Source organism: Streptomyces sp. Je 1-332, from assembly GCF_040730185.1.
Lineage (GTDB): Bacteria > Actinomycetota > Actinomycetes > Streptomycetales > Streptomycetaceae > Streptomyces.
This window is the reverse complement of the sequence record NZ_CP160402.1, coordinates 6,332,877-6,355,723: the sequence shown is the minus strand read 5'-3', so window position 1 is coordinate 6,355,723 and position 22,847 is coordinate 6,332,877. Positions and strand designations below refer to the sequence as shown.

The window sequence follows — 22,847 nt, the reverse complement described above, 5'->3', positions numbered from 1 at the left end:
GGGCCGGTTCCACCACCCGTACAGGGTGTCGGAACCGGCCCATCGGCGGTGGTCGTCGACGTCAGTCGCGCGCGGGCTCCCCGGCCTCGACCGAGTCGACGGCGGTGGCGCGCTCGAAGCGTCCGTCCAGCTTGGCCACCAGACCGGTCACCTGGCGGGCGATGTCCGGGGCGGTCAGGCCGATCTCGGCCATGATCTCCTTGCGCGAGGCGTGGTCCAGGAAGCGCGGCGGGATGCCGAAGTCGCGCAGCGGTACGTCGACGCCCGCGTCGCGCAGGGCCTGGGAGACAGCCGAACCGACGCCGCCCGCGCGGGAGTTGTCCTCGACGGTGACGACCACGCGGTGCTGCTCGGCGAGCGGGGCGAGCGCCTCGTCGACGGGCTTGACCCAGCGGGGGTCGACGACCGTCGTGGTGATGCCCTGCTTGTCGAGGAGGTCGGCGATCTCCAGGCACATGGGAGCGAGGGCGCCCACCGAGACCAGGAGCACGTCGGGGTGGCTGGTGCCCGCCTTGCGCAGGACGTCCATGCCGCCGACCTTGCCGACGGCCTTGACCGCGGGACCGACCGCTCCCTTGGAGTAGCGCACGACGGTCGGGGCGTCGTCCACCTCGACGGCCTCACGCAGCTGGAGGCGGACCTGGTCGGCGTCGCGCGGGGCGGCGATCCGCAGGGTGGGCACGCACTGCAGGATCGACATGTCCCACATGCCGTTGTGCGAGGCGCCGTCCGTGCCGGTGACGCCCGCCCGGTCCAGGACGAAGGTGACGCCGCACTTGTGCAGGGCCACGTCCATCAGGAGCTGGTCGAAGGCGCGGTTGAGGAACGTCGCGTAGACGGCGAAGACGGGGTGCAGGCCGCCGGTGGCCAGGCCGGCCGCGGAGACCGCGGCGTGCTGCTCGGCGATGCCGACGTCGTAGACCCGGTCGGGGAACTCCTTGGCGAACTTCCGCAGGCCGACCGGCTGGAGCATGGCGGCCGTGATGGCGACGATGTCCTCGCGCTCATGGCCGAGCTTGACCATCTCCTCGCCGAAGACGGACGTCCAGTCCATGCCGCCCGCGGCGATCGGCAGGCCCGTGTCGGGGTGGATCGGGCCGATGCCGTGGAAGTGGTCGGCCTCGTCCTCCTCGGCGGGCTTGTAGCCGCGGCCCTTCTCGGTGATGCAGTGCACGATGACCGGGCCGCCGAAGCGCTTGGCGCGCACCAGGGCGGACTCCAGCGCCTCGATGTCGTGGCCGTCGATGGGCCCGACGTACTTCAGGCCGAGGTCCTCGAACATGCCCTGCGGGGCGATGAAGTCCTTGAGGCCCTTCTTCGCGCCGTGCAGCGTCTCGTACAGGGGCCTGCCGACGACCGGGGTGCGCTCCAGGAGGTCCTTGCCGCGGGCCAGGAAGCGCTCGTATCCGTCCGTGGTGCGCAGGGTCGCCAGGTGGTTCGCGAGGCCGCCGATGGTGGGGGCGTACGAACGTTCGTTGTCGTTGACGACGATCACCAGGGGGCGGTCCTTGGCGGCGGCGATGTTGTTCAGCGCCTCCCAGGCCATGCCGCCGGTGAGGGCGCCGTCACCGATGACGGCGACGACGTGGTCGTCCTTGCCCCGCACCTCGTTGGCCTTGGCGAGGCCGTCGGCCCAGCCGAGGACGGTGGAGGCGTGCGAGTTCTCGATCACGTCGTGGTCGGACTCGGCGCGCGAGGGGTAGCCGGAGATGCCGCCCTTGGTGCGCAGCTTGCCGAAGTCCTGGCGGCCGGTGAGCAGCTTGTGCACGTAGCTCTGGTGGCCGGTGTCGAAGAGCACCTTGTCCTGCGGGGACTCGAAGACGCGGTGCATGGCGATGGTGAGCTCGACCACGCCGAGGTTGGGGCCGAGGTGGCCGCCGGTCTTGGACACTGCGTCTACGAGGAAGGCGCGGATCTCGCCGGCCAGCTGGTTCAGCTCCTCCAGGCTGAGCCGGTCCAGATCGCGCGGTCCCCTGATGCGGGTCAGCAGCGGCACCCGTGCCTCCTTGCAGTAGAGCTGTTCGAGCGTTGACCGGAATGTTGCCGGGCCTGTTGAGTCTAATGTTCCGACGTCGGCGGCGGGGTCCGGGCCGTGAGTTCCACGTCACGCGTTCGGCGGTAGACAGGGGCGGACAGCGAGCTGCCCGACACCGCGCCGTTGCGGTGTCGGGCAGCCCTGTTCGGGGTTCTGGCAGGTCAGGCGCGTCCTGCCGTCTTCTGGGTCTTGCGCGTCACGGAGTCGATCACGACCGTGGCGAGCAGTACGCCACCAGTGATCATGTACTGGACCGGCGTTGCGATGCCTTCGAGCGCCAGGCCGTACTGGATCGAGGTGATGACCATGACGCCCAGGAGGGCGTTCCAGGTGCGGCCCCGGCCACCGAAGAGGCTGGTGCCGCCGATCACGGCCGCCGCGATGGCGTTCATCAGGAGGTCACCGGTGCCGGCGCCCTGGTTGGCGGCGGCGATCTTGGAGGCCATGAAGAGGCCGCCGGCCGCGGCGAACGTACCGGCGATCGCGTAGACCGACGTACGGATCAGCGTGACGTTGATGCCCGCGCGGCGGGACGCCTCGACGCTCCCGCCGAGCGCGAAGACCTTGCGGCCGTAGCCGGTGCGGCGCAGCGCGAAGTCGGTGCCGACCAGGACCACCAGGAAGATCACCAGGGCGAGGGGCAGGCCCTTGTACTGGTTGAACATGATCGCGGCCGCGAAGGCCACCACGGCCAGGGCCGCGGTACGGACGATGATCTCGCTCAGCGGCCTGGACGGGACACCGGCCGCGTCGCGGCGGCGGCTGTCCAGGAAGGAGGAGAGGAAGAACGCGGCGACCGCGACGACCGCGAGGCCGTAGGCGGCCGCGACGTCCGTGAAGTAGTACGAGGTCAGCTTGGCGATCAGACCCTCGGAGTCGAGGTTGATGGTGCCGTTGTCACCCAGGATCTGGAGCATGAAGCCCTGCCAGAACAGCAGGCCCGCCAGGGTGACGGCGAACGCCGGGGCTCCGATGCGCGCGAAGAAGAAGCCGTGGATGGTGCCGATCACGGTGCCGGAGAGGACGGCGACGATCAGCGCGATCCATTCGGGAGCGCCGTGCGTGACGGCGAGCACGGCGGCGACCGCGCCCGCGACACCGCTGACCGAGCCGACCGACAGGTCGATCTCGCCGAGCAGCAGCACGAAGACGATACCGACCGCGATCATGCCGGTGCCGACCATGGCGACGGAGATGTTGCTGAGGTTCTCCGCGGTCATGAAGCGCGAGTTCATCGAGGCGAAGATCGCCCAGATGATGATGAGGCCCGCGACGACGGGTATGGAACCCAGGTCACCGGCGCGCATCTTCCGCTTGAACTCGGTGATGTAGCCCGCGAAGCCCTGCTCGCGCACGAGCAGGCGGGGGTCCACCGCGGTGACGGCGTCGGCGGCCGCCGCGGGGGCGTCGACGGGCGCGTCGCCCGGCGCGCCGCCGGGCGTGGAGGTCTTGTCGATGCTGCTCACTTCTGGGCCTCCCCATTGCGCGCCGCGCGACGGGTCACGGCATTGTCCGTGGCGCCCGTGATGGCGGAGATGATCTCTTCCTGCGAGGTGGACTTCACGTCGAAGACGCCGTTGTTCCGGCCGAGCCGGAGCACCGCCACCTTGTCCGCGACGGCCTTGACGTCCGCCATGTTGTGGCTGATGAGAATGACCGCGTGGCCGCGCTCGCGCAGCCGCTCCACCAGGTCGAGGACCTGGGCGGTCTGCTCGACGCCGAGCGCCGCGGTGGGCTCGTCGAGGATGACGAGCTTGGGCTCGCCGAGCATCGAGCGGGCGATCGCCACCGTCTGGCGCTGTCCGCCGGAGAGCGAGGCGATCGGGATGCGGACGCTGGGTATGCGGATCGACAGCGTGGTGAGGAGCTCGCGGGCGCGGCGCTCCATCTCGACCTCGTTGAGCACGCCGCGCCTGCGCAGCTCACGACCGAGGTAGAGATTGCCGACGACGTCGATGTTGTCGCACAGCGCGAGGTCCTGGTAGACGGTCGCGATGCCCAGGTTCTGGGCGTCGTGCGGCTTGTTGATCTGGACGGCCTTGCTTTCCCACTCGATGACGCCGTCATCGATGGGATGCACGCCGGCGATCGTTTTGACCAGCGTGGACTTTCCTGCGCCGTTGTCGCCGACCAGGGCGACCACCTCACCGGCGTGGACCTCAAGCTCGACGTCGGTGAGCGCCTGGACGGCACCGAATCGCTTGGAGACCCCGCGCAACGCCAACACGGGCGTAGCGGACACGTGAACCATCTCCTTCGCCGCCTGACCGGCGGGAGGTTGAACAGAAGAGAACGAGAAGAACGAGAAGAGCGAGAAGACCTGTACGCGACCGGAGCGCGTTTCTGTCCGGCGCCCCGCCTGGAGCTGCGGGGCTGTTGGAACGGGGCGCCGGACAGGCCTCAATGGTGGTGAAGTCCCGTGGAGAGGAGGGGACTTACTTCAGGCCGACCTTGCCGCAGTCGGCCTTGTACTTGGCCGTGCAGATCTCGTCGACCGCGTAGATGCCGTCCTTGATGACGGTCTCCTTGATGTTCTTGTCGGTCAGCGAGACGACCGGCACGAGCACCGTGGGAACGTCCTTGGCGGTGGGGCTGTCGACGGTCGTCTTGGCGATCGAGTCGAGCTTCTCGCCCTTGCCGAGCGCGACGGCCATCTCCGCGGCGACCTTGGCCTCCGCCGGGTAGGACTTGTAGACGCTCATGAACTGCTCGCCCGCCACGATGCGCTGCACACCGGCGAGTTCGGCGTCCTGGCCGGTGACCGGGGGAAGCTTGGAGATGCCGGCGGCCTTGAGGGCGGTGATGATGCCGCCCGCCATGCCGTCGTTCGCGGAGTAGACACCGTCGATCTTGCCCTTGCCGAGGGCCGAGATCGCGCCCTCCATGTTGGCGTTGGCGTTCTCCGGCTTCCACTCCTTGGTGTCGTACGACTTGCCGACCTTGACCTTGCCCTTGAGGACGGACTCGGCGCCCTTCTTGAAGAGCTTGGCGTTCGGGTCGGTGATCGCGCCGTTCATCATCACGATCTGGCCGCCATCGGCCTTGTCCCCGAGAGCCTCGAGGAGGGCCTTGCCCTGGACGCGGCCGACCTCTTCGTTGTCGAAGGAGGTGTACGCGTCGATGGGGCCTTCGGCGAGGCGGTCGTACGCCACGACGGGAATGCCCGCGTCCTTGGCCTTCTTGACCGAACCGGCGATGGCCTTGGAGTCCACCGCGTCCACGATCAGCACGTCCACCTTGTTGGTGATCATGGTGTCGGCCTGCTGGTTCTGTACGGTCGCGTCCTGCTTGGCGTTCGCGTAGGTGACCTTGGCCTTGCCGTCGGTCAGCTCCTTGACGTGCTTCTCGATCAGCGGCTTGTCGAACTTCTCGTAACGCGCGGTCTGGTTCTCCGGCAGGAGCAGACCTATGTTCAGCGCGTCGCCCTTCTTCGAGCCGGAGCCCGCTTCATCCTTGTCACCGCCGGACTCCTTGGCGCTGCCACAGGCGGCAAGGGTGACGGCCATGGTGGTGGCGGCAACGGCAACGGCGGCACGACGCATACGCGTGTTCATTCGGGAACCTCCCTGACGTGGCCGCGTCGTTGCGGCCGAGGTGGCTCGAAGTCAACTCGGCCGCCACACCAGCGTCAAGGAGTAAATCCTTAACGAGATGACAACGGTGCCATGCGTTATCTAAGTGAAGGCAGGTGCGGTCGCAGGGAGAGAGCCATCCAAAAGGGTTGAATCGCCCATTTCACTGAGGGCGAGAGCCAGCGCTCCGAGCACCTCGGCGCGGCCGCCCAGGGCCCCCGGAAGGACGGACAGCTGCCGGGCCGCGCTGGGGATCGCATAGCGCCCCACGGACTCCCTGATGGGCCCGAGGACCAGCTCACCGGCCTCCGCGAGGTCACCGCCGAGGACGACCCTGCTGGGGTTCAGGAGGTTGCAGAGGTTGGCCACACCGCTGCCGATGTGCCGGCCGACGTCGGCGATCACGCGGCGGCAGCCGGGGTCGCCCTCACGCGCGAGGGCGACCACGCGCTCCATGGTCAGCTCGGTGCCGTGGCTGGACTGGAGCAGCGGCAGCACATAGCGGGCCGCCGTGAAGGTCTCCAGGCACCCGCGGTTGCCGCAGCGGCAGACCGGGCCCGACTCGTCCAGGGTGATGTGCCCGATCTCGCCGGCGGTGCCGCCGGGCCCGCGGTAGATCCGCCCGCTGATCACGAGCCCGGCGCCGACACCGCTCGCGACCTTGATGTACGCCAGGTCCTTGACCCCGCGGCCGCTGCCCCAGACCAGCTCGCCGAGCGCGCCGAGGTTGGCGTCGTTGTCGACGTGCACGGGGACGCCGATGCGGTCCTTGAGCTCCTCGGCGGGCTTCGTGCCGGACCAGCCCGGCAGGATCGAGGTCGAGCCCAGCGTCCCGGACTCCACGTCGATGGGGCCCGGCACGCCGAGGCCGATGCCCGCGATCTTCGAGCGGTCCACGCCGGTCGCCGCGATCAGCCTGCTGACCAGTTGCTCGGCCCGGTCGAAGCCCTGCGCGGCCGACGCGTCCACGTCCAGCGGCTCGGACTCCTCCGCGAGCACCTGGTGGGCGAGGTTGCCCACGGCCACCCGCAGGTGCGTATGGCCGAAGTCCACGCCGATGACGATGCCCGCGTCGCCGCTGAGCGAGACGCTGCGGGCCCTGCGGCCGCCTGCCGAGGTGGGCGTGACCTCGACCGTTCCGCCGTCCTTGAGCTCCCGGACGATGTTGGAGACCGTGGCCGCGGACAGTCCCGTCGTCCTGGCGATCTCCGCCTGAGTGAGCGATCCGGCGAGCCGTACGGCACGTACGACCCGCTCGAGATTGGCCCGGTGCAGCGACGACTGCGACCCCGGAGTCTCCATTGACTCAGCCACCCTTATTCCGTATGCCGTAAATGTAGAAGCAGCACCTTCGCCGCCCTTACAAGTTGTGAACTCCAAGCTCTGCTGAACGGGTTGGCGCAGTCAAGTCCTTGACGGAAATCGCCCCGCCCGAACAGCGGGACAGGCCGGGTCCAAGCGGCGAGGATGCACCCCAAACCACCCAGACCCGGCCTGTGCGGGCCGATCCGTTACTTGACCGATCCCGCGGTGAGACCCGAGACCACGTGCCGCTCGATGAAGGCGAACAGCACGATGACCGGCACGATCGCCACCACGGAGGCCGCGAAGAGGTAGTTCCACTCCACGGTGTAGGCGCCGATGAAGTTGTTGATGCCGACGGTCAACGGCTGCTTGTCGGGTTCGGTGGTGAGCGTGAGGCCCATCACGAACTCGTTCCATGAGGTGATGAAGGTGAAGATCACCGCGGTGACCACACCCGGCAGCGCGAGCGGCAGCGTCACCTTCACCATGGCGCCGAAACGGCTGGTGCCGTCGACCATGGCCGCCTCCTCCAGCTCCGGCGGGATGGAGCTGATGTAGGCCGTCAGGATCCACACGGCGAACGCGAGGTTGAACGCCGCGTTGGTGAGGATCAGCGTCCAGACCGAGTTGAGCATGTCCAGCTGGTGGAACTCGCGGTAGAGGCCGACGAGCAGTGCGGTGGGCTGGAACATCTGGGTGATCAGGACGAGGAGCAGGAAGGCCTTGCGCCCGCGGTAACGCATGCGCGCCGTGTAGTACGCGGCGGGCAGCGAGACCAGGAGCACCAGGAGTGTCGCGCCGCCCGCGACGAGCAGGGTCACCTGGAGGTTCTGGCCGAGCTCCGACTCCTTCCAGACCTCGATGAAGTTCGACCACTCCAGGTTCTGCGGCAGGTACGTCCGGTCCCGCAGCTCGCTCTTGGGCCGGAGCGCGGTGATCACCATCTCCAGGTACGGAGCCAGGAAGATCGCCGCCAGGGCCCAGGCGACCACGGTGATGACCAGCGTGCGCGGCCGGAACGTGCGCTTGGCCCTGGGCCGGGGCGCGGGGCTCTTCGGGGGCCCCGCGCGGGTCTCCGTCGCCGTGGCCATCAGTCCTCCTCGTTCCATCGGCTGACCTTCAGGAAGATCAGCACGAGCACGACGACCATCGCGAAGTTGACCACGGACATGGCGGCGGATTCGCCGATGTCGGTCTCCTTCAGCTTGTACATGAACACCATGGTCGTGGAGGTGTCATAGCCGGGACCGCCCTGCGTCATGGCCCAGATGATCGGGAAGGAGTTGAAGACGTTGATGAGGTTGATGACCACGCCGACCAGGAACGCGGGCCGCAGCATCGGCACGGTTATGTGCCGGTACGTCTGCCAGGGGCTCGCCCCGTCGATCCGCGAGGCCTCGTAGACCTCACCCGGGATGGTCTGCAGACCGGCGAGCAGGGTGTACGTGGTGAAGGGCAGCGACACGAAGATCGCGACGGCCATCATCCACGGCCAGGCCGTCTCCGGTTGGCCGAGCCAGTCCTTCGACTTGTCGATGAGGCCGAGGTCCAGCATCAGCGTGTTGAGCACACCCGCGGTCTGGTTGAGCATCCACTTGAAGCCGATGGCGGTCATCAGGACGGACGCCGCCCAGGGTGCGATGAGCGCCCAGCGGGTGACGGTGCGGCCGGGGAACTTCTGGTTGAACAGCTGGGCGAGGGCCAGCGACAGCAGCATCGTCACGCTCACGACGACGACGGTCCACACGACCGTCCAGAGCAGGACCGCCCCGAAGTCGGTCTCCTCGAAGAGCTTCTTGTACTTGTCGGTCCCCGCGCTGCCGCGCACGATGCCGGCGATGGAGATGTTGAGGAACGAGGTGCGGATCAGCTCGACGACCGGCCAGATGACCACGGCGAGGATCAGCAGGATGACGGGCGCTATCCAGGGCAGCGGGCCGAGCCGGGCGATGCCGCTGCGGCGGCTCACGGGCCTGGGTGCGCGCCCGCTCCGTCCCCGGCCGGTGTCGGCCGGGGGCGGAGGGGCCTTCAGTGACACAAGGTCTCCTTGCGTACGGAGCGAACGGGAGCTGTCTGCCTGCTACTTGGCCTCGGCAGCCGCCGCTTCCGCCTTCTTCTGCAGGTCACCGAGGACCGTCTTCGGGTCGTCGCTCGCGGCCTTGCCGCCGGTCTTCTTCATCTCGGCGGAGATGACGTCCCAGGCGGTGTCACCAAGGGGGTAGAACTTGGCGTTCGGCAGGACCTCGAAGAACGGCTCCAGGTCCTTGTGCTTGCCGTTGGTCTGCATCGTCTTGAGCGCGTCCTGGGTGACGGGCATCAGGTTGTACATCTCGTCGAACTCCAGCATCTTCTTGGAGTACGTGAAGTCCAGGAACTTCTTGACGCCTTCCTTCTCGGCGCCGCCGTCCTTGAACGCCATCATCCAGTCGGCCACGCCGAGGGTGGACTCCAGCGGGGCGTCCTTGCCGGGGATCGGCGCGACGCCGTAGTCGACCTTGCCGTCCTTGGCCATCTGGATCAGGCTCGGGTGGCCGTTGAGCATGCCGACCTTGCCGGCCGCGAAGTCGGCGAAGGCCGTCTTGCGGTCGGTGGAGGCCGGGTTGGAGTACGTGAGGCCGGGCTTGACGAGTTCCTTCTGCAGCCAGTCGAAGGTCTCGACGTTCTGCGCGCTGTCGAGCGTGTACTTGCCGCTCTCGTCGGTGTAGCCACCGCCGTTGCCGAGCTCCCACATCATCGTCTCGCCCTGGGTCTCCTCGGGGCCGAGCGGCAGGGCGTACGGGGTGTCGGCGGCCTTGGAGGACTTGATCTTCTTCGCGGCGGCGGCGACCTCGTCCCAGGTCTTGGGCGGGGTCTTCACGCCCGCCTTCTTCAGGACGTCCTTGTTGTAGAACATGACGCGGCTGGAGGAGACCCACGGGATGCCGTACTGGGTGCCCTTGACCTCGCCGGCCTCGGCGAAGGTGGGGATGAGGTTCTGCCGCGTCTTGGGCGAGAGGACCTCGTCGGCCTTGTAGAGCAGGTCGTCCGCGACCTTGTCGGCGTAGCCGCCGGTCTGCAGGAGGTCGGGCTGGTTGCCCGACTGGATCATGTTCTTGACCTGCTTGTCGATCTCGTTCCAGTTGATGACCTGGACATCGACCTTGTAGCCCTTGTTCTCCTTCTCGAACTCCTTCTTGACGCCGTCCCAGTACTTCTTGGACGCGTTGGAGGCCTTGTCGCCGTAGTCCGCGGCGACGAGCTTGATGGTCTTGCCGTCGCCGCTGTCGCTGTCACCGCCGCACGCGGTAAGTCCCATGGCCATGGCGAGCGTTGCCGCACCGGTGGCGATTACGCGATTCCTCATGCTGTTCAACCCTTCGACATCGGTGTCGACTTGAACGCGGGCAAAGGTCCCCCCGCGGCGCCGTGGCGCCGACATTACTCACGGCCGGAATTGCCGCAACAGGCCTAGACCACTTTCGTGGCCAAGCTGAAATCACAGCCTGACAGGGTCACTTGAGAGCGCCCGCGGTGAGCCCCGCCTGCACCTGGCGCTGGAAGACCGCGTACACGACGAGTACCGGCAGCATGGCGATCGTCAGTCCCGCGAAGAGTGCCCCCCAGTCGCCCCGGTAGCCCTGCGAGACCGCCAGCGAGGCGAGCCCCTGCGGCAGCACGTACCGGCTCTCCTCCTCGTTGTTGAGCAGCAGCGGAAGCAGGTACTGGTTCCACTGGCCGAGGAAGTTGAAGATGCCGATGCTCACCAGGCCGGGCTTGGCCATGGGCAGCATGATCTGGAAGAACGTGCGCGTGTGCGAGGCCCCGTCGACCATCGCCGCCTCCTGGACGCCGGTCGGCAGCGTACGGAAGAAGGACGTCAGGAAGAAGGTGGTGAAGGGCAGCGAGTACGCGATGTACGCGATCATCAGGCCGGGACGGGTGTCCAGGAGACCGAAGTTCTCCATCACCGCGAAGAGCGGCACGAGGGCGAGGATGACCGGGAACATCATCCCGCCCGCGAAGAGCATGAAGATCAGCCGGTTGCCCGGGAAGGTGAAGCGGGCGATCACATAGGCCGCCATCGACCCGAGCAGCATCGTGCCGGTCAGTGAACCCGCCAGGATGATCAGCGAGTTGAGGGCGTACTGCCCGATGCTGGCCTCGGTCCACGCGTTGGTGAAGTTCTCCCAGTGGAAGGAGGCCGGCCAGCCCATCGGATCGCTGAGGATCTCCGTCGATGGACGGAACGCGGTCAGGGCGACCCAGACGAGGGGGCCCGCCGCGAGGATCACCCACAGGACGAGGAAGGCGTGCGAGAAGACGTTCAGGGTCGACCCGCCCACCGATTCGGTCTCACGGCGGGACGCGTCGGCGGTGTCTTCGCGGGGCACGGTGGTCGTGGTCATGATGCAGTGGCTCCCGCGGGTCTCAGTATTCGATCCGGTCGCGATTCCCGATCCTCATGACGATCAGCGAGAACGCCATGCTGAGGACGAGGAGGACGACGCCGATGGAGGTGGCATAGCCGTATTGACCGTCTCGGAATCGTTCGTAGAGGAAGACGGGAGTCACCTTCAGGACGTGCTCGGGCACCATCACGAGCACGATCGCGAACGAGTCGAGAGCCTGGATGCCCATGTAGATCCAGCCGGTCCGCACGGTGTCCCAGATCAGCGGGAGCGTCACACTGAAGAAGGTCCGTCCCCGGCCCGCGCCGTCGAGCAGCGCGGCCTCGTAGATGTCCCTGGGGATCGCGCCCATCGCGGCGGAGAACAGCACCACGTAGAAGCCGACGAAGCTCCAGGACAGCACGACCATCACCGCGATGAGGGCGAGCGAGCGGTCACCGCCGAGCCAGGCGGGCCCGTCGATGCCCACCTTGTCGAGCCCGCCGTTGATCAGACCGCTGTTGGTGTTGAAGACACGGCCCCAGACGACCGCGATGATCGCGACGGAAAGGACCTGGGGGAAGAAGTAGACGACCTTGTAGAGCGACGAGCCCGCGACCCCGGCGATCGCCTGGCCCTTACGGTGCCGGCCGCCCGACGTGATCATGTAGGCGAAGAACATGCCGAGCACGAGCGTGAGCACCGGGGCGACGACCGCCAGGGTGACGCTCACCTCCAGGGACTCCCAGAAGCGCTCGTCGTTCCACATCTTCGTGAAGTTGTCGAAGCCGATGAAGTTCGCCACGGGACCGCCGGACCAGTCCGTGAACGAGTAGTAGATCGCCTGGACGAAGGGCGAGATGACGAACAGGGCGTAGAACGCGAGCGGCAGCGACAGGAAGCCCGCGATGAAGCGGTACTTGTCGAGCGTGCGGTAGCGCCGGTCGTAGCGCACGCTCTCCGGTGTGAAGCGGGGCGGCAGCAGCACCGCCAGGAGGAACAGCAGCAGGCCCGGCGCCTTGCGTGGGCCCGGCCGGTCCGGTGCCTTCTTCGAAGGTGGGGATTCGTCCACCCGGGTGTCACTCTTCACGCCACTCCGCCCCGCCTCGCTCACGTGCCCGCGTTCTCGGTCGATCAGCCGCTGGTCAGGACTTCTTGACCTTGACGACGTCCGGGTCCTTGAGGATCCGGGCCCCGGCCTTCTCCATGATGTCCATGGCCTGCTTGGTGCCGATCTGGCCCAGCATGAACTTGGCGATCATGTTGTTGAAGTCCTCGCGGAACAGCTCGTTGTACCAGTCCATGTGCTTCGCGATGACGACGTTGTCGCCGGCGGCCTCGATCGCCTTCTGCACACTGGCCACACCCGACGGCAGCTTCTGGCCGTCGATGGCTCCCTTGACCACGGGGAGGGCGGAGAGCTCCCTGAAGTTGTTCAGGGCGGCCTCCTTGCTGTACATCGCCCGCAGCCACTCCAGGCCGCCCTGCCGGTTCTTCGCCTTCTCCGGGACGACGTAGAACTCACCGGCAGGCGCGTTGATCGTGCCGAACGGCATCTTGTCGCCCGAGTCCAGTGACGGGCTCGGGCCGAACGACATCCCGAAGTCCTTCGGGGTGGTGTCCTTGGCCTCGTTCTCCACCCAGGAGCCGTTGGGCACGAAGACGCACTTGCCGCCCTTGGTCCAGGCGGTCTGCATCTCGGTGTGCGCCTCGGTGCCGTCGAAGCCGGTCAGGACGTACTTCTTGGCGACCAGTTCCTCCCAGGCCTCGAAGACGTCCTTGACCGCGTCGTTCTTCCAGGCGCCCGGCTCGAGGTGGTCCATGGCCGTGGCGATCTCGCGCCCGCCCCGCTGGGCGAACATCGTGTAGATGCTGAAGAACATGTACCGGGGGTGGCCGCCCGGGTAGCTCCAGCCGTGGATGCCCTTGGCCTTGGCCTTCTTGCAGACGGCCAGCATCTCGTCCCAGGTCTTCGGGTACTCGGACTCCAGGCCCTCCTCCAGAAGCTTCTTGGAGTAGAAGGTGCCGTAGACCGTCAGCGAGATGCCGGCCTGCCAGGTGCCCGAGCCACCGAAGTTGCCGCTCGCCTCGACGGCCGGGGCGAGGATGTCGCGCACCTTGACGTTCGGGTCGTCCCAGGACGGCGCGTCAAGGAGCTCGGTGAGGTCAGCGACCTGCTTGTTGGAGACCAGCTTGCCGGGGTTCATCTGGTCGGCGCCGGAGTTGTTGACGACATCAGCCGTCGGGTTGCCACGGATGATCTTCGTCTGGACCTGAGTGGCGATCTTCGCCGTCGACTTCTGGCCGGGCTTCGAGTCCGGGTACCGCTTCTTGTACATGTCGGTCACGAACTGGGCGTACTTGTCGCCATAGCCGCCGTTGAAGACGACCACGGCGAGCCCGGCGTCTTCCTTCACGCCGAGCGGGTTCTTCTTGGACTTCTCGCCCTTCTCGGCCTTGCCCTCTTCCCCGCCACCGCTCGCGCAGGAGCTCAGGGCGCCCACGGCCGGCACCGCGAGAAGGCTGGTGGCCGCCGCCCTCTTCATCACGTCACGACGGTTGATGCTGGTGGATCCCATGCTCAAGTCCTCGCCTTCCAGGACTCAGGCGGCGTACGGGGCTCCCGACAGCTCGCCAGTGGCGAAGGGCCCGACACCGCGGGTCAGTTGAAGCTTTCGTGGTGCGTTGCGTGCGACAACTACATGGCAAGGGCTCGCACCCGCCACTCAGGGTGCCGATAGGTATAGTCCACTTCTCGGCAGCAGAGCAAGATCGAACGCAGCCTCGGCCAGCAGTCTTTCCCGAGTTGAGACCTCGCGGAGATACGGCCTGGTTCGTTCACGGCGTGAGCAAATTCAGCCGAACGGATCGGCCGCGACTTGGACCCGCCGTCACTCCCTCCCATTGATCTTCCCTGGCGCTCACTTGCACCTCATTGGACTTTCTCCCGTACCCCTTGGACTTTCCCCCGGCCCCGGGCCCCCTCCACGCCCCGTCCGGCGCCTTCAACAGCCTTGACACCACACACCACTTGCCGCCCTACTGGACCCTGCGCAGCGATGTGACAACGTTGTCCAACTCGCAGGGAGGGGTTCGGGGATGCCGCACAGATCACGCAGACCTCGCTTCAGACACCACCGTTCGGCCGCGGTCCTGGGAGCGGCCGCGTTCACGCTCGTCGCGACAGCGCAGGGCGCAGCCGTCGCCAAGCCGGAGGAACCGCCCAAGGCCGCCAAGGAGTTCGTCTCGTCGTTCGAAGAGGGCGAGGCGCAGCCCGACTGGCTGAACACCGTGGAGACCGGCCCCGACGGCAAGAAGCGGACCGCCGGTGTCAACGGCGCGTTCAGTTCGGGGATACCCGGAAGTGTGAACGACCACGTCACGGAGGTCCGCGCCAGCGGGGAGAACTCCGGGAGCGGCGAGGTCAAGGAGAACCTGGTCGACGGGGAGCCGACCAGCAAGTGGCTCACCTTCGAGCCGACCGGCTGGGTCGAGTACGACCTGGACGAGCCGGCCAAGGCGGTGACGTACGCGCTGACGTCCGCGAACGACCACGCCGAGCGCGACCCCAAGGACTGGACCCTCAAGGGCTCCACCGACGGCAAGGACTGGAAGGTCCTGGACACCCGCAAGGGTGAAGCCTTCGACAAGCGTCACCAGACCAAGAAGTACGACTTCGAGAACGGCACCGCGTACGCGCACTACCGCCTGGAGGTGACCGCCAACAACGGCGCGTCCGACGCCCTCCAGCTCTCCGACGTCCACCTCTCCGTCGGCGGTACCGAGTCGCCCGTCCCCGAGGACATGCTCTCCCTCGTGGACCGCGGCCCCAGCGGCTCCCCGACCGCGAAGTCGGGCGCCGGGTTCACCGGCAAGCGCGCGCTGCGCTACGCGGGCACCCACAAGGTGGACGGGCGCGGCTACTCGTACAACAAGGTCTTCGACGTGAACGTCTCGGTGCGGCGTGACACCGAGCTGTCCTACCGGGTCTTCCCGTCCATGGCGGAGGGTGACCTCGACTACGACGCCACGAACGTGTCCGTGGACCTTGCCTTCACCGACGGCACCTATCTGAGTGACCTCAAGGCGATGGACCAGCACGGCTTCCCGTTGACGCCGCAGGGCCAGGGCGCCGCGAAGGGGCTCTACGTCAACCAGTGGAACAACGTCCAGGCGCGGATCGGGCAGGTCGCACGCGGCAAGACCGTCGACCGGGTGCTCGTCGCGTACGACTCCCCCAAGGGTCCGGCGAAGTTCCGCGGCTGGGTGGACGACGTGTCCCTCAAGGAGAAGGCCCCGGCGAAGCCGAAGGCCCACCCCTCGGACTACGCGGACACCACCCGCGGCACCAACTCCAGCGGCGGCTTCTCGCGCGGCAACACCTTCCCCGCGACGGCCGTGCCGCACGGCTTCAACTTCTGGACGCCGGTGACCAACGCCGGTTCCCTGAGCTGGCTCTACGACTACGCGCGCGGCAACAACGCGGACAACCTGCCGACGATCCAGGCGTTCAGCGCGAGCCACGAGCCGAGCCCCTGGATGGGCGACCGGCAGACCTTCCAGATGATGCCGTCGGTCGACAAGGACACGCCGTCCGCGTCCCGCACCAAGCGCGCACTGCCCTTCAAGCACGAGAAGGAGACGGCACGCCCGCACTACTACGGCGTGACGTTCGAGAACGGTCTGAAGGCCGAGATGGCCCCGACCGATCACGCGGCGATGATGAAGTTCACCTATCCCGGTGACGACGCGAGCGTCATCTTCGACAACGTCTCCGACAAGGGCGGCCTCACCCTCGACGAGGAGAACGGGATCGTCAGCGGATACTCGGACGTGAAGTCGGGGCTCTCCACCGGCGCCACCCGCCTCTTCGTGTACGGGACCTTCGACTCGCCCGTCACCGCCGGCGGCAAGCTCGACGGCGGGGGCGGCGGCGACGTCACCGGCTATCTGCGCTTCAAGCCGGGCAAGGACCGCACGGTGAACCTGCGCCTCGCGACCTCGCTGATCAGCCTCGACCAGGCCAAGGCGAACCTGAACCGCGAGATTCCCTCCGGCACGTCCTTCGAGCGCGTGAAGAACCGCGCGCAGAAGAGCTGGGACGACATCCTCGGCAAGGTCGAGGTGGAAGGCGCGAGCGAGGGCCAGCGGACCACGCTCTACTCCAGCCTGTACCGCCTGTACCTCTACCCCAACTCGGGTTTCGAGAAGGTCACTTCGGCGAACGGCAAGTCGAAGTACCAGTACGCGTCGCCCTTCTCGCCGCAGACGGGTCCGGACACCCCGACCCACACCGGCGCGAAGATCGTCGACGGGAAGCCGTACGTGAACAACGGCTTCTGGGACACGTACCGCACGACCTGGCCGGCGTACTCGCTCCTCACGCCGAAGAAGGCGGGTGAGCTGGTCGACGGCTTCGTACAGCAGTACAAGGACGGTGGCTGGACGTCGCGTTGGTCGTCGCCGGGTTACGCGGACCTGATGACGGGCACCTCGTCGGACGTGGCGTTCGCCGACGCCTACGTCAAGGGCGTGGACTTCGACGCGAAGGACGCGTACGACGCGGCGCTGAAGAACGCGACCGTGGTGCCGCCGAGTTCGGGCGTCGGCCGCAAGGGCATGGAGACGTCGCCCTTCCTCGGCTACACCCCGAGCGAGACCCACGAGGGCCTGTCCTGGGCGCTCGAGGGCTACCTCAACGACTACGGCATCTCGCGGATGGGCCAGGCCCTCTACAAGAAGACGGGCGAGAAGCGCTACAAGGAGGAGTCGGAGTACTTCCTCAACCGCGCCCGGGACTACGTGCATCTCTTCGACGACAAGGCGGCGGGCGGAGGCACCGCGCCGGGCTTCTTCCAGGGCAAGGACAAGAAGGGCGAGTGGCGCGTCCCCTCCGACAAGTTCGACCCGCGCGTGTGGGGTCACGACTACACGGAGACGAACGCCTGGGGTTACGCCTTCACCGCCCCGCAGGACTCGCGCGGCCTCGCCAACCTCTACGGCGGCCGCAAGGGCCTCGGCGACAAGCTGGACACGTACTTCTCCACTCCGGAGACCGGCTCCGCCGAGTTCGCGGGCTCCTACGGGGGCGTCATCCACGAGATGACCGAGGCGCGCGACGTACGGATGGGCATGTACGGGCACTCCAACCAGGTCGCCCACCACGCCGCCTACATGTACGACGCGGCCGGTGAGCCGTCCAAGACGCAGGAGAAGGTCCGCGAGGTCCTCTCCCGCCTCTACACCGGCAGCGAGATCGGGCAGGGTTACCACGGCGACGAGGACAACGGCGAGCAGTCGGCCTGGTACCTCTTCTCCTCGCTCGGCTTCTACCCGCTGGTCATGGGAAGCGGCGAATACGCCATCGGCTCCCCGCAGTTCACGAAGATGACCGTGCACCTGGACAACGGCCGCGACCTGGTCGTCAAGGCGCCGAAGAACAGCGCGAAGAACGTGTACGTCCAGGGCCTGAAGGTCAACGGCAAGAAGTGGACCTCGACGGCGCTCCCCCACAAGGAGATCGCCCGCGGTGGTGTCCTCGAGTTCGACATGGGCCCGAAGCCGTCGGCGTGGGGCACGGGCAAGAACGCCCAGCCGACGTCGGTGACGCAGGACGACAAGGTGCCGTCGCCGCGCGGTGACGCCATCAAGGGTGACGGCGCGCTCTTCGACAACACCTCCGACACGGACGCGGCTTCGGAGTCCGGTTCGGTGGATCTGCCGGTCGCCAAGGAGACCAAGGCCGTGCAGTACACGCTGACGTCGTCGTCCGACAAGGCGAAGGCTCCGCGGGGCTGGGTGCTCCAGGGCTCCTCCGACGGCGAGAAGTGGAAGGAGCTGGACAAGCGGTCCGGGCAGTCCTTCGCCTGGGAGAAGCAGACGCGGGCCTTCACCGTGGATGATCCGGGCACTTACCGGCACTACCGCCTGGTCCTGGACGAGTCGTCGACGCTGGCGGAGGTGGAACTGCTCGGCTGACAGGGCTCAGGGCTCAGCTCTCAGCCCGAACTCGCACCACACGATTTTCCCGGGGTCGCGCTCCATGACCCCCCACTTGCCGGCCAGGGCTGCCACCAGCAGCAGGCCACGCCCCGACTCGTCGGTATCTTCCCCTTCACCGACGAGTCGGGGCCACCCGGCGCCACTGTCGTGCACTTCGACACGGAGTACGTCACCGGAGAGGCTCAGCCCAAGACGGAACCCCCGCCCCGGCGGGACCCCGTGCAGAACGGCGTTGGTCGCCAACTCACTCACGCAGAGAGCGATTTCGTAAGCACGTTCACTAGCACGTTCACTGATGCCCCAGTCGGCGAGCGCGGCGCTAGCGAAGGCGCGGGCGGCGGGGACGGACCGGCGTTCACGCCGGTAGAAGCGTTCGCGTGGAGATTCCTCATTCACGTGACGAGCATCACGCTGCGTGGCCATCATGAAGCAGTACGTGAACCCGTACAGCCAGGCTGTACGGGTTCGCTGCGTGAACGGTTGTCCTCTGGTGGGGAGTTGCACGTCATGAGCAGTCCCAAGCGACGGTCACGGAGGAATGCCTCGGCGATGCGGATGGTGGGGGCGTTGTTAGCCGTCCACCGTGAGGCTACGGGGTACACGCAGAGGTCTTTGGCCGAGCGGTTCGTCATCGGCGAGGAGGCCATCGCTTCTATTGAGCAGGGGCGGCGGCCGCTGAAGATGGACCTGGCCGTGCAGTTGGATGAACTGCTGGGGACCAACCGGACGTTGGAGACCGCTGTCGACAATATGCCGGAGGTGGATTTGGTTCCTCGGTGGGCTGAGGAGTACATGGACCTGGAGCGCGAGGCGCTCGCACTTTCCTGGTACGACAACCAGGTCCTGCCTGGGTTGCTTCAGACGCCGGACTACGCGCGGAGTGTGTTCCAGAACGACGTACCGGCGCTCACCGAGGACGAGATCGAACTACGCGTAGCGGCGCGCATGGAGCGACAAGACATCCTTCAACGCAAGGAGCCACCCACGATTTGCTTCATCATCTCCGAGGTGACCCTGATGGACCGCCTCGGTGGTGACGATGTGTACGTCGAGCAGCTGCGCCGCCTGCGCGAACTGGCCTCCCTGCCGGGTGTCACTCTCCAGGTCATGCCGGTCGGCCGCAGCTTCCACGCCGGGCTGTCCGGGCCGTTCATCTTGATCGAGACTCCGGATCACCAGCGGCTCGGCTATACCGAGGCCCAGCGAGGCAGCCAGTTGATCACCAGCCCGGATGAGGTGTCCATCCTGGAGCGCAAATGTGCGATGCTGCGGACACAGGCTCTCAACCCCCATGAGACCAAGGGCCTGTTGGACCGATTGCTAGGAGAGCAATGAGCGGCAGCACCGCGCTTGAGTGGTTCAAGTCCAGCTACAGCAGTGAGCAGGGCGGCGCCTGCCTCGAAATCGCCGCCCACCCCACCGCCGTACACATCCGCGACTCCAAGAACCCGGACGGCAGCCCGCAGCTCACCGTGGCGCCGGACGCCTGGGCCGCATTCCTGGTTCTCCCCCAGGCCCGAGCCTGACCGCGTCATCGCGTGCCCGAAAGGGCGGCGGCTTCGGGTTGTCCGGGAGCCTTGATGCTCACCGGGGCCGCCCGGTGCTCCGAAGTGTGGCGGTTCCGGCGGCCCTGTAAAGGGCGCTCCGCTGCGCTACGCGTCGGCTGCGCCGATTCCGCTCCGCTCCACCCTTGACAGGCCCACCTCCACCGCAGGAAGCCTTGTGACCTGGCTGCCAGGAAGGGGGCGTATGGGTAGGTGGATGGGCTGTTCGGTCTCCTGCCATCTGCGGACTGGTTCTTCCGGGGTGGACGTCACGCGGTGAGGAGGCCGCCGTCCGGCAAGCGGGGAACGTTCGGTGGCGGTGTCGGGTGTCGTGCCGTCTGCGGACTGGTTCGTCGCGGCATGCCGTCAGGGTGAAGAGGTGCGCGGTTGGTCCGGAGGCGGTGCCGGTCTCGTCAGGCGTGTACCGACCGGATCTTGCCGGCGCCGTCGCGCGCGAGGGGGGCGGACCTACTTCGGCAAAGTTGCGTTCTGACATAAGGGGGGCGCGCGCGATCCTCAATAACTACTTCGCCGAAGTAGGTCCCCCTTGCCCCAAGGCGATCCAACCAGGCGCCAATGAACGGGAGCCGCCTGAGACGTGTGTGACTGACTGACTGCCGCGACCTCGCAGCGCCTTCCCCACCTAGCCACAACGGACATCTCTGGCATCAGGGAGGACGATTCGGGGTCGGAATGCAGAAAAGTCCCACGGATTGGAGCATGAGGGAGGCGTGGCATGGAATTTCCCTGCGATCGACGAGCGGCTCGGCGATCTGCCATCTGCCATCCGGCTTCCGGCTTCCGGCTTCCGGCTTAGGGCCTCCTGTCATCGGCCAGGCGATTCCGACCGGCCGACCCACCAACCGATCCTCCGGCCACCGACCAGACGACTCCAACCCGCCGACCCACCACGGGTCCCACCCACCGGACAGTCCCCGCTCGCCGAAGGGGCTCCGAACGGTCCCGGCTTGTCGGACGGCGGTCCCCTCACCGCGTGACGCCCACCCCAGAAGAACCAGTCCGCAGACGGCAGGAGACCGAACACTCCACCCCACCTCCCCCTTACGCCCCCTTCCCGGGCCGCCCGCTCGGCGTTCACCCGCGGTGGAGGGGTGGGTGTCAAGGGTGGAGCGAAGCGAAATCGGCGCAGCCGACGCGACGCAGGAGCGCCCTTTACACCCGACCCGCAACCGCCACCCTCCGTAAGGCGGGCGGCCCCGGCCACCCCCAACGCCACCGGCCACCCAAAGCCCCGCCCCAACCGAGCCAACCCCGTGACCCAGCCCCAGAAGAACCAGTCCGCACAGGTCATACATCCCCGCCCCGACGCGCCGTCGTGTCGTGCCCAAAAGTCGGGCCGCCACGCCCAGCCCTCACCACCACCACAGACCACCACCACAGCCCCCCCCACCCCCACAAACCACCAAGAAAATCGAGTGCGCCCAACCCCCCGCCCCACTACAGTCACCGCCGTGTCCGTGACCAAGTAACTCCAGGTGCCCACCCGCCCCCGCGGGCCGAGGCACGGAAGCGTCCTGTCTTCCTCCGTCCCCCGCCGTTCGACGGCCCGGGGCCGATCTGGAGTGCTCGTACACGTGAACAACTCTCCCCGGCGCACGCTCACGCTCGCCCTTCTCTCCCTCCTCCAGTTCCTCATCGCGATCGACGTCACCGTCGTGAACGTCGCGCTCCCCGCCATCGGCGCACGCTTCGACGCGGGACCCGCCGCCCTGTCCTGGGTCGTCACCGGCTACACCCTCGTCGGCGGCGGTCTGCTGCTGCTCGGCGGGCGGCTGACCGATCTGCTGGGCCGGCGGCGGATGTTCCTGCTGGGGGCCGCGCTCTTCGCGCTCGCCTCGCTCGCGGCGGGGCTCGCGCCGAACCTGGAGACACTGGTCGTCGCCCGTTTCGCGCAGGGCGCGGGCGAGGCTCTCGCGTCGCCCGCCGCGATGTCGCTGATCGCGTTGCTCTTCCCCGGCCCGGAGGAGCGGGCAAGGGCGCTCGGGGTGTGGGGCGCGATCTCGGCGGGCGGGCTCGTCGTCGGCGTACTGCTCTCCGGAGTAATCGTTCAACTCCTGGACTGGCGCTGGATCTTCGGCGTCAACGTGCCGCTGGCGGCGGTCGTCATCGCGATCACGCCCAGGCTGGTGCGGGCCGACGGTCCACGTGCTGCGGGCCGTCGGCTCGATCTGCCCGGCGCCGCGCTCCTGACGGGCGGTCCCCTCACGCTCGTCTACGGTGTCCTGCGCGGGTCAGCGGCGGCGATGCTCGCCGGAGTGGCGCTGCTGGCCGCCTTCATCCTCGTAGAGGCGCGTACGAAGAGTCCGCTCGTGCCGCTGTCCTTCTTCGCGCACCGCACGCGCACGGTCGCGAACGCGGCGACGGTCCCGCTCAGCGCGGGCCTCTCCACGAGCTTCTTCCTGCTCACCCTCTACATGCAGGACATCGTCGAACTCACGCCGCTCCAGGCCGGGTTGGCATACCTGCCGTTCTGCGCCGCACTGCTGGCCGCGATGTTCCTGACGCCCCGTCTGATCGGAGCGGTCGGTACGAAGTACACCGCGCTGCTCGGTCTCATCCTCACGGCGGCCGGGCTCGGCTGGCTGGCCCGGCTGCCGGACCACGGCGGATTCTGGGTCGACGTGCTGCCGGGCATGACCGGCGTGGCGGCCGGGATGGGCATCGGGCTGCTCGCCCTGCAGAACGCGGCCCTCTCCGACGTGACCGAGGACGACGCGGGCACGGCTTCCGGCGTGCAGCGCTCGGTGGACCAGCTCGGCGGCTCGCTGGGGCTCGCGGTCCTGGTGGGCGCGGCGGTCGGCGGCGGCAGCGCTCAAGGGGCCGATTTCCGGGCGGCGTTCGGCTGGGCGGCGATCGCGGTCCTCGTCGCGGCGGCGGGCGTGGCGGCAGTGCGCGAACAGAACCTTCGTCGGCCACACTGAGTCCCCGTACCGATGCGCGCGAGGGGCACCTGGCGGCCCATGGCCCATGGCCCATGGCTCATACGGACGGCCGTCACGCC

16 protein-coding genes are annotated in these 22,847 nt (G+C 67.5%); 4 read left to right on the top strand and 12 right to left on the bottom strand.

The features are described from left to right. Window positions 1–61: 61 nt before the first annotated feature. The 11 genes from dxs to ngcE all read right to left on the bottom strand — a co-directional run bounded on the left by dxs (window position 62) and on the right by ngcE (window position 13,858). The gene (dxs, locus tag ABXJ52_RS28720) at window positions 62–1,996 is read right to left on the bottom strand and encodes a 1-deoxy-D-xylulose-5-phosphate synthase (RefSeq protein WP_367045717.1); all 1,935 of its coding nucleotides are present in this window, start codon (window positions 1,994–1,996) and stop codon (window positions 62–64) included. Window positions 1,997–2,196: 200 nt separating this feature from the next. Further along, on the bottom strand, window positions 2,197–3,492 hold the full coding sequence (locus tag ABXJ52_RS28715) for a sugar ABC transporter permease (RefSeq protein WP_367049341.1): 1,296 nt from the start codon (window positions 3,490–3,492) through the stop codon (window positions 2,197–2,199). 5 nt (window positions 3,493–3,497) lie between these two features. Continuing rightward, window positions 3,498–4,286 (bottom strand): ATP-binding cassette domain-containing protein, encoded by a 789-nt coding sequence (locus tag ABXJ52_RS28710; RefSeq protein ID WP_363309986.1) that lies wholly within the window; start codon window positions 4,284–4,286, stop codon window positions 3,498–3,500. A 184-nt stretch (window positions 4,287–4,470) separates the two neighbouring features. Then, window positions 4,471–5,589, bottom strand: coding sequence for a sugar ABC transporter substrate-binding protein (locus ABXJ52_RS28705; protein ID WP_367045716.1), 1,119 nt, complete (start codon window positions 5,587–5,589; stop codon window positions 4,471–4,473). A 120-nt stretch (window positions 5,590–5,709) separates the two neighbouring features. After that, window positions 5,710–6,909, bottom strand: coding sequence for an ROK family transcriptional regulator (locus tag ABXJ52_RS28700; RefSeq protein ID WP_367045714.1), 1,200 nt, complete (start codon window positions 6,907–6,909; stop codon window positions 5,710–5,712). A 209-nt stretch (window positions 6,910–7,118) separates the two neighbouring features. After that, window positions 7,119–8,003, bottom strand: coding sequence for a carbohydrate ABC transporter permease (locus ABXJ52_RS28695; protein ID WP_367045713.1), 885 nt, complete (start codon window positions 8,001–8,003; stop codon window positions 7,119–7,121). Continuing rightward, window positions 8,003–8,881, bottom strand: coding sequence for a sugar ABC transporter permease (locus ABXJ52_RS28690; RefSeq protein ID WP_367045711.1), 879 nt, complete (start codon window positions 8,879–8,881; stop codon window positions 8,003–8,005). Before ABXJ52_RS28690 ends, ABXJ52_RS28695 begins: the two co-directional genes overlap by 1 nt. A 111-nt stretch (window positions 8,882–8,992) precedes the next feature. After that, complete coding sequence (locus ABXJ52_RS28685; RefSeq protein ID WP_367045708.1) at window positions 8,993–10,255, bottom strand: extracellular solute-binding protein; 1,263 nt, start codon at window positions 10,253–10,255, stop codon at window positions 8,993–8,995. 148 nt (window positions 10,256–10,403) lie between these two features. After that, on the bottom strand, window positions 10,404–11,297 hold the full coding sequence (locus ABXJ52_RS28680) for a carbohydrate ABC transporter permease (protein ID WP_367045706.1): 894 nt from the start codon (window positions 11,295–11,297) through the stop codon (window positions 10,404–10,406). A gap of 22 nt (window positions 11,298–11,319) precedes the next feature. After that, a complete protein-coding gene (locus ABXJ52_RS28675; RefSeq protein WP_367049339.1) occupies window positions 11,320–12,234 on the bottom strand; it encodes a sugar ABC transporter permease in 915 nt (304 codons plus the stop codon). Between the two features lie 190 nt (window positions 12,235–12,424). Beyond that, on the bottom strand, window positions 12,425–13,858 hold the full coding sequence (gene ngcE / locus ABXJ52_RS28670) for an N-acetylglucosamine/diacetylchitobiose ABC transporter substrate-binding protein (protein WP_367045704.1): 1,434 nt from the start codon (window positions 13,856–13,858) through the stop codon (window positions 12,425–12,427). 520 nt (window positions 13,859–14,378) lie between these two features. Between ngcE and ABXJ52_RS28665 the strand changes: the two genes are divergently transcribed. Further along, window positions 14,379–18,257: a GH92 family glycosyl hydrolase gene (locus ABXJ52_RS28665; protein ID WP_367045702.1), complete on the top strand. Its 3,879-nt coding sequence runs from the start codon at window positions 14,379–14,381 to the stop codon at window positions 18,255–18,257. A gap of 6 nt (window positions 18,258–18,263) precedes the next feature. On the opposite strand, the gene ABXJ52_RS28660 is transcribed toward ABXJ52_RS28665, so the two are convergent. Next, entirely contained in the window at window positions 18,264–18,704 is a 441-nt protein-coding gene (locus ABXJ52_RS28660) for an ATP-binding protein (RefSeq protein ID WP_367049337.1), read from the bottom strand. Window positions 18,705–18,788: 84 nt separating this feature from the next. On the opposite strand from ABXJ52_RS28660, the gene ABXJ52_RS28655 reads away from it, so the two are divergent. From ABXJ52_RS28655 to ABXJ52_RS28645, 3 genes are all read left to right on the top strand, one after another. Continuing rightward, the gene (locus ABXJ52_RS28655; RefSeq protein ID WP_367045700.1) at window positions 18,789–19,616 is read left to right on the top strand and encodes a helix-turn-helix transcriptional regulator; all 828 of its coding nucleotides are present in this window, start codon (window positions 18,789–18,791) and stop codon (window positions 19,614–19,616) included. Then, a complete protein-coding gene (locus tag ABXJ52_RS28650; protein WP_367045697.1) occupies window positions 19,613–19,807 on the top strand; it encodes a DUF397 domain-containing protein in 195 nt (64 codons plus the stop codon). Before ABXJ52_RS28655 ends, ABXJ52_RS28650 begins: the two co-directional genes overlap by 4 nt. Window positions 19,808–21,420: 1,613 nt before the next feature. After that, a complete protein-coding gene (locus ABXJ52_RS28645; protein ID WP_367045695.1) occupies window positions 21,421–22,767 on the top strand; it encodes an MFS transporter in 1,347 nt (448 codons plus the stop codon). Window positions 22,768–22,847 lie beyond the last annotated feature (80 nt).

Bases quoted from the DNA above. Each gene is read 5' to 3' on its own strand.
- ABXJ52_RS28685 (WP_367045708.1), bottom strand. From the start codon at position 10,255: ATGAGGAATCGCGTAATCGCCACCGGTGCGGCAACGCTCGCCATGGCC.
- ABXJ52_RS28650 (WP_367045697.1), top strand. From the start codon at position 19,613: ATGAGCGGCAGCACCGCGCTTGAGTGGTTCAAGTCCAGCTACAGCAGT.
- ABXJ52_RS28655 (WP_367045700.1), top strand. From the start codon at position 18,789: ATGAGCAGTCCCAAGCGACGGTCACGGAGGAATGCCTCGGCGATGCGG.
- ABXJ52_RS28695 (WP_367045713.1), bottom strand. From the start codon at position 8,003: ATGGCCACGGCGACGGAGACCCGCGCGGGGCCCCCGAAGAGCCCCGCG.
- ABXJ52_RS28700 (WP_367045714.1), bottom strand. From the start codon at position 6,909: ATGGAGACTCCGGGGTCGCAGTCGTCGCTGCACCGGGCCAATCTCGAG.
- ABXJ52_RS28680 (WP_367045706.1), bottom strand. From the start codon at position 11,297: ATGACCACGACCACCGTGCCCCGCGAAGACACCGCCGACGCGTCCCGC.
- ABXJ52_RS28705 (WP_367045716.1), bottom strand. From the start codon at position 5,589: ATGAACACGCGTATGCGTCGTGCCGCCGTTGCCGTTGCCGCCACCACC.
- ABXJ52_RS28660 (WP_367049337.1), bottom strand. From the start codon at position 18,704: ATGGCCACGCAGCGTGATGCTCGTCACGTGAATGAGGAATCTCCACGC.
- ABXJ52_RS28710 (WP_363309986.1), bottom strand. From the start codon at position 4,286: ATGGTTCACGTGTCCGCTACGCCCGTGTTGGCGTTGCGCGGGGTCTCC.
- ngcE (WP_367045704.1), bottom strand. From the start codon at position 13,858: ATGGGATCCACCAGCATCAACCGTCGTGACGTGATGAAGAGGGCGGCG.
- ABXJ52_RS28665 (WP_367045702.1), top strand. From the start codon at position 14,379: ATGCCGCACAGATCACGCAGACCTCGCTTCAGACACCACCGTTCGGCC.